This window comes from Janthinobacterium violaceinigrum (genome assembly GCF_009208555.1).
Classification (GTDB): domain Bacteria; phylum Pseudomonadota; class Gammaproteobacteria; order Burkholderiales; family Burkholderiaceae_D; genus Janthinobacterium; species Janthinobacterium violaceinigrum.
Genome location: NZ_WFLI01000012.1, coordinates 155,135 through 161,134 on the forward strand (window position 1 = coordinate 155,135; position 6,000 = coordinate 161,134).

The following is a 6,000-nucleotide window of genomic DNA, read 5'->3' on the forward strand; positions in this document are numbered from 1 at the left end:
TTCATTTCACTTGTGCAAGCGGCATACTAGCGCCTCAGGCAATCGCCCACGTTCCGGCTCACGCCTGGGCACGCAAGCCGCCGCCATGCCTCGACGCACAGGATGCATTGTTGAATGTCCATTAATTTTTCGATCTTACCTTCCGGTGCCTATGAACTCCCTCTCTGAACTTGCGTCCGCCACGAAGCAAAATGACTTTGCCTATTTTCGGGAACTCAATGCGCGGCTGGGAACCCTCAAGGCGGCCAACTATGACGTGGCGTCAAAATGCAATTTGCGCTGCGAGGGTTGCCTGTTCTTCGAGGGCGAGGAAAACGAAGGACACGAAGACAGCCGCTCGCTTGCCGAATGGGATGCCCTGTTTGCCGCCGATGCGGCGCGTGGTGTCACGCTGGCCTACATGGCCGGCGCGGAACCCAGCCTGGTGCCCGACAGGCTGCGCGCAGCCCAAAAGTACATCCCGCATGGCATTGTCTTTACCAATGGCACGATACGCTTGCCTGACGATATCTTTTATCGCATCCATATTTCATCCTGGGGTGTCGATGAAATCGGCAGTTCATTGCGCGCCGGCGACGTGCTGACCAAGGCCATGAACAATTACCGCGACGACCCGCGTGCCGTCTGCGTGTTTACCATCACGTCGCTGAATATCAATCAGATCATGATCATGGCAGAGCTTGCCAACAGTCACGGCTTGCCGCTCACCTTCAGCTATTTCAGCCCCACTACCCGCTATCTGGACAAGCTGGAAAACAAGGTGGATAACGACAAGGCGTATTTCCGCATCAGCAGTGCCACGCAAAGCCTGGCCCTGACGCAAGCCGATTTTGCCCATGCACGCGCGGAAATTGTGCGCGCCATGCTGGCCTATCCGGAAACGGTGCAGTATTCGCTCCACTATGACGACTGGGTCACGGGCGACAAGCTCTATGACATCGATCCCGTCACCAAGATCGCCAAAAACTGCGGTTTCCGCGTCACCAAGCAAGTGCATGTGCATGTCGATCATCAACCGGGCAAGGGCAAGTGCTGCAGTTCGAATATCGACTGCAGCAACTGCCGCGCTTATGCGATGGGACAATCGACCTATCTGTCGCGTATCCGCGAAGCCGTCAGGAAACCGGACGAACTCGCCAAATGGATTGAAGTCAGGGAGATCTGGGCCCGTCTGTTCCTGAACGCCGATAAACCGGCCACCGCACACCGGTAATCGAATGAGTTTCACCTCGTATTGGTTTGCCCTGGCCTTCTTGCCGCTATCGGCGTACGCCTACCACCGACTGATTTCAACTCGCCAGCTCCACCTGCTGCTGCCGCTGGGGATTTCGCTGTTTTTTTATTACCTCAATGATGCGCACAACCTGCTGCTGTTTTGCGCGTCGATCGGCGCAAACTGGCTGCTCGCCGGCGCCATTGGCAGGAACCGCGGAAAAAACCGCTACCTGGCGCTGGCGATTGCGGGAAATTTATGTTTCCTCGCCTTGTATAAGTATGCGAAATTCTTCGTCGCGCCCGGCACGGCGATTCCCGCCTTACCGCTGGGCATATCGTATTTCACGTTTACGCAAATCGCCTTCCTGGTCGACACGGCGCGGGGACAGGCCCGCAGCACCAATCCGCTCGAATACGCACTCTTCGTGGCCTGGTTTCCCCACTTGCCTGCCGGCCCCCTGCTGTCGCACAAGGACATGCTGCCGCAATTCCTGGCCGCGCCGGGCACGTCGTCAGCCCTGCATCCGGCGCCGCGCGACTATGCCGTCGGCCTCACCCTGTTCGCCATGGGGCTGTTCAAGAAATCCTGTATTTCTCCCATTTTCCTGCACGCGCAGGGCGACGTTTTCGTGCGCGCGGGACAAGGCGACCCCATCGGCCTCGTCGAGACCTGGATCGCCTGCCTGGGTTTCCTGTTTGAAACGTATTACGATTTTTGCGGCTATTCGGAAATGGCCATGGGCATCAGCCGCATGTTCGGCATCCACCTGCCCGTCAATTTCCATGCCCCCTTCAAGTCGTCCAGCCCTGTCGAATTCTGGACGCGCTGGCATGTGACCCTGGGAGCCTTCATGCGCGACTACCTGTATCGTCCTCTGACCAAAAAACGCCAGGTATGGCGGCATTACGCGGCCCTGTTCGTGGTGATGATGGCTGTCGCCATCTGGCATGGCGCCACCATCCCATTGCTTGTCTTCGGCGTCTATCAGGGCCTGCTCGTCACGGGCAATCACGCCTTGCGGCGCTGGAATCTCGTGTCGCGCAAAGGCGGCAAGCTGCAGCACTGGGCCGGCAGAATCTTCACGCTGGCGGCCATCGGCTTTTCCGTCAGCCTGTGGGCCACGCCTGACTGGCAGGAGGCCAGACATGTCATTCTCGGCTTGCTCGGTGCCGGGCAGGCAGGCGCCTGGCCCGGAGGTTTTTTCGGCATTGCCGCCATCCTCGCCGCCATTGCATTCAACTGGTCTACCCCATCCCTGATCGACCTGGTGGCAAAGGAGCTTCCCGCCTGGAGTGTACAGTTGAAAAAATCCGCTACCAGCAAACTGGCCTGGAAACCCAGCCTGGCATGGGCTGCAGCGGTGGCTCTGGCGCTGTGCCTGACGCTCATCAATCTATCCGGTGTCAAAGAATTCAAATATGCAGGGTTTTAATCAAGAAATGCCCATCGCACGCTTTTTCGCCTGCATTTTTTTCATTGCGGTCGGATGGGTACTCCTTATTGCCGGCTTCGTTTTTAGCGTGGATCCCTATGCCATTTGGCGGCAGCAAAGCCACAAAATCAATGCAGTCATATTGGAGGTTCCATCTGCCAGCCAACGAGGAACGGCTGTATTGCGCAACGCCCTGCTCGCACCTGACATACTGATGCTGGGTTCCTCGCGCTTAAGGCGCGGCTTCAACGAGAGTCTCGCCTCCCGCCTATACGGCAGCAAAGTCCAGGTCGTTGGCATCGATGCCTTGCCGCTGTCGAACGCCAGCGATCTGTTTTTCGCCATCAGCCAACAGGGAAGGATCAAACGGCTGTATTTGGAAGTCAGTTACCTGACATCCAATGCTTGCAAAGCGAAAAATGAGGCCGAACAAAACAAGCTCGACTTCCCATTCGATTATCTTTCGCCTAGGGATGCCGTCAGCCACAGCGTAAAAACACTGAAAAAAAACCTGTTCCCCATGCGCTACAACGAGAACTATTTTGACGCGCAAGGACGTTTTCATGAACATCAGGCTGAAGGACCTACGCGTGCGGAAAGGGTAATCAATGACTCGCGCTTCGACCATATAATCCAGACGAGGATAGATGCTTGCAACGGTCATGCCTTCAATGCCGCCGACGCCAAGAACTTGACAGGCATATTTCAGCAGGCGCAAATCGAAGGGACAGAGGTCATTTTGCTGATTTTACCTGTCACGGCAAAATGGCATACACGCATCCAGCAAGCGGGGCAATCGCCACGAGCGGCGCAATGGAAAACCGGGATAACCGAGCTCGCATCACAATTTCACGTGCCGGTGCTCGATTATGAACAGCGTGGCGACCTGAGCGCCCTCGCTGAAAACAGCAACCACTCCATGCCGATATTTTGGGATGAACTCCATTTTTCCAATCGCCTGGGCGACCATATATTGAACGACATGGCACACGCCAGCCCTGTGACCAGGGTCCCATTCACTCGCCACGACAGCTTAGCGCCCCAGCCTTAACATCAGCCCCGCCTTCACGGCCTCCCACTCCGTATCGATGATGCTGAAACGCACGGAGTTGCGCTTGCGCCCGTCCGGCATGATGCGCTCGTGGCGCACGATGCCTTCCTGGACGGCGCCCAGGCGCGCAATGGCGGCGCGCGATTTTTCGTTCAGCTCGTCGGTGGTCAATTGCACGCGCACGGCCTGCATGGCTTCGAAGGCATGCGTCAGCAGCAGCAATTTCGCTTCCGTGTTCACGCCCGAGCGCTGCACGGAGGCGGCCAGCCAGGTGTGGCCGATTTCCATCTTGCGGTTGATACGGTCGATTTTCCAGAAGCGCGTGCTGCCGACGATGGCGCCCGTGGATTTTTGCACGACGACGAAGGGCATGACGGTGCCCGCACGCCGGCCGTCCAGCGCCGTGGCGATATAGGCGGCCATGGTGGCGGGCCCCGGCACCACGGTGACCGTCATGTTCCACAGTTCGCCATCGGCGGCCGCCTGCAGCAACTGCGGCGCGTGCTCGGTCTGCAGGGGCAGCAGCTCGACCAGTTGGCCGCGCAAGGCGATGTCCGTCGTCTGTTCCATCTCCATCCTCATCTCCATCAATAGCCAAACGGCCGCACGCCAAACAGCACGCCATGCAGCCAGAACGCCAGCAGCAGCCACAGCACACCGCCCGCGCCGATGGCGATCACGGTGCCTTGCGCGGTACCGCCCTCGTACGCCACGCCGGCCGCGCGGTCGCGCTGCACGGCGGCGTACAGATCAAACGATGCCCAGACGAGGAAGCCGCCGAACAGCAGCACGTCGGCCACGTTGCCGTTGGCCAGCAGATGCGCGACGGCCCACAGTTGCGTGCCCAGCAGCATGGGGTGGTGCACCCGGGTCTTGATATGGTTGCGCGGCACATTGGCCGCCGCCAATAAAATCAGCGAGAACAGCATCAGCAGGCCGCTGGCGTGGCGCAAGCCCATGGGCGGCGTCCACAGCACTTGCGGCTGCTGGCGCGCCAGGCCGTAGCCCCAGATGATCAGGCCCAGCCCCACGAACGCCACGAGCGAATACACACCCTTCCAGCGTTTTTCGCCGAGGCGCGCCAGCTGGGCGCTGCGCCAGCCGTCGGCGACGATGCGCACCGAATGCAAACCCAAGAACAGCAGCAAGCCGATTATCAGCACCGTCATCGTCGTCTCCCCAGTCATTGGCAGTTATCGATCATAAACGGCGCCGCGAGCGATGCCGTGCGCGCAGATCAACGTTCTTCGCGATAGTAGTCGCAGCCTTCGAACGTGGTGCGCAGCGCCTGCTGCAGCTGGGCGTAGCGCTCGGGCGTCAAGTTGAAACGCACGTCGATCTGACCGTCGTCGTCCATCTGCATGGCGGCCTCGGCATCCATCTGCACGGACAGGCGGTTCGGATGCAGGATCACGGCGTGCATGTGGCCATACCAGGCAAATTCCTGGCCCCCATATTCGATGTAGGGTTCGTCCATGCCCATGGCCACGTCCTGCTCGTCGTACTCGTCGGCGCGCTGCAGCATCAGGTAGACGGGCTCGCCTTTGCCCGCCGGCGCGGCCAGGGTGGTGATCAGGGCGTCGTCTTCATTAATAATGGACAACTCGGTGGCGGTAAATCCTGCGGACATGGCGTGCTTTCAACAAATGGATGGATGACGCCACCATAGCGCAAAAGCGGCGCGGACAACATAGTGCGCGACGAATAAAGCGTGCCGCCCCGGAAACCCATGGCCGCCTATAATTGCCGCTCCAAACCAGTTCAACAGGAGACCGCCTTGACCGCAGCAACGCCCTACACCACCCGCCTGGCCATTCCCGCCATCGCCACCTACCAGCACCTGCGCGTCGCCGCCGGCCTGAGCGCGAAAACCATGGAAGCCGCCGCCAGGGGCTTGCCGAACTCCCTGTTTGCCGTGCAAGTGCTGCTGGGCGACGAAGTGGTGGGCATGGGCAGGGTCATCGGCGATGGCGGCTGCTTCTTCCAGGTGGTCGATATTGCCGTGCTGCCCGCCCACCAGGGCAAGGGCCTGGGCAAGCTGATCATGCGCGAAATCCGCCAGTTCATCGACAGCGACGTGCCGTCCAGCGCGTATGTCAGCCTGATCGCCGATGGCCAGGCGCAAGACCTGTACGCGCAGTTCGGCTTCCAGCACACGGCGCCCGCCTCCGTCGGCATGGCGCTGAAGCGCTAGGCCCCCGATGCCTGCCTGGCTGCTGTGCGCCATGGCGCTGGCACTGCTGCTGTCGGCCGGCGCCTGGCGCGCCGAGCGCGTGCGGCAGGGGCGCGGGCGCGCGACGC

7 protein-coding genes are annotated in these 6,000 nt (G+C 60.0%); 4 read left to right on the top strand and 3 right to left on the bottom strand.

Annotated elements, in window-relative coordinates; genetic code table 11:
• Nucleotides 1-85: 85 nt before the first annotated feature.
• The 3 genes from GCN75_RS13030 to GCN75_RS13040 are packed head-to-tail and all read left to right on the top strand — an operon-like array spanning nt 86 to nt 3,699.
• Nucleotides 86-1,213, top strand: coding sequence for a radical SAM protein (locus GCN75_RS13030; protein WP_152282895.1), 1,128 nt, complete (start codon nt 86-88; stop codon nt 1,211-1,213).
• Between the two features lie 4 nt (nt 1,214-1,217).
• Nucleotides 1,218-2,648, top strand: coding sequence for an MBOAT family O-acyltransferase (locus tag GCN75_RS13035; protein WP_152282896.1), 1,431 nt, complete (start codon nt 1,218-1,220; stop codon nt 2,646-2,648).
• Nucleotides 2,635-3,699, top strand: coding sequence for a hypothetical protein (locus tag GCN75_RS13040; protein WP_152282897.1), 1,065 nt, complete (start codon nt 2,635-2,637; stop codon nt 3,697-3,699). The genes GCN75_RS13035 and GCN75_RS13040 overlap by 14 nt, the downstream gene beginning before the upstream one ends.
• On the opposite strand, the gene GCN75_RS13045 is transcribed toward GCN75_RS13040, so the two are convergent.
• From GCN75_RS13045 to GCN75_RS13055, 3 genes are all read right to left on the bottom strand, one after another.
• The gene (locus GCN75_RS13045; protein WP_152282898.1) at nt 3,682-4,269 is read right to left on the bottom strand and encodes a GNAT family N-acetyltransferase; all 588 of its coding nucleotides are present in this window, start codon (nt 4,267-4,269) and stop codon (nt 3,682-3,684) included. The two genes, GCN75_RS13040 and GCN75_RS13045, sit on opposite strands and share 18 nt — an antisense overlap.
• A gap of 17 nt (nt 4,270-4,286) precedes the next feature.
• The gene (locus tag GCN75_RS13050; RefSeq protein WP_152282899.1) at nt 4,287-4,868 is read right to left on the bottom strand and encodes an NnrU family protein; all 582 of its coding nucleotides are present in this window, start codon (nt 4,866-4,868) and stop codon (nt 4,287-4,289) included.
• A gap of 68 nt (nt 4,869-4,936) precedes the next feature.
• On the bottom strand, nt 4,937-5,329 hold the full coding sequence (locus GCN75_RS13055) for an Imm10 family immunity protein (protein ID WP_152282900.1): 393 nt from the start codon (nt 5,327-5,329) through the stop codon (nt 4,937-4,939).
• A 147-nt stretch (nt 5,330-5,476) separates the two neighbouring features.
• Here GCN75_RS13055 and GCN75_RS13060 point away from each other — a divergent pair, with 147 nt between their 5' ends.
• Entirely contained in the window at nt 5,477-5,893 is a 417-nt protein-coding gene (locus GCN75_RS13060; protein WP_226941356.1) for a GNAT family N-acetyltransferase, read from the top strand.
• Nucleotides 5,894-6,000 lie beyond the last annotated feature (107 nt).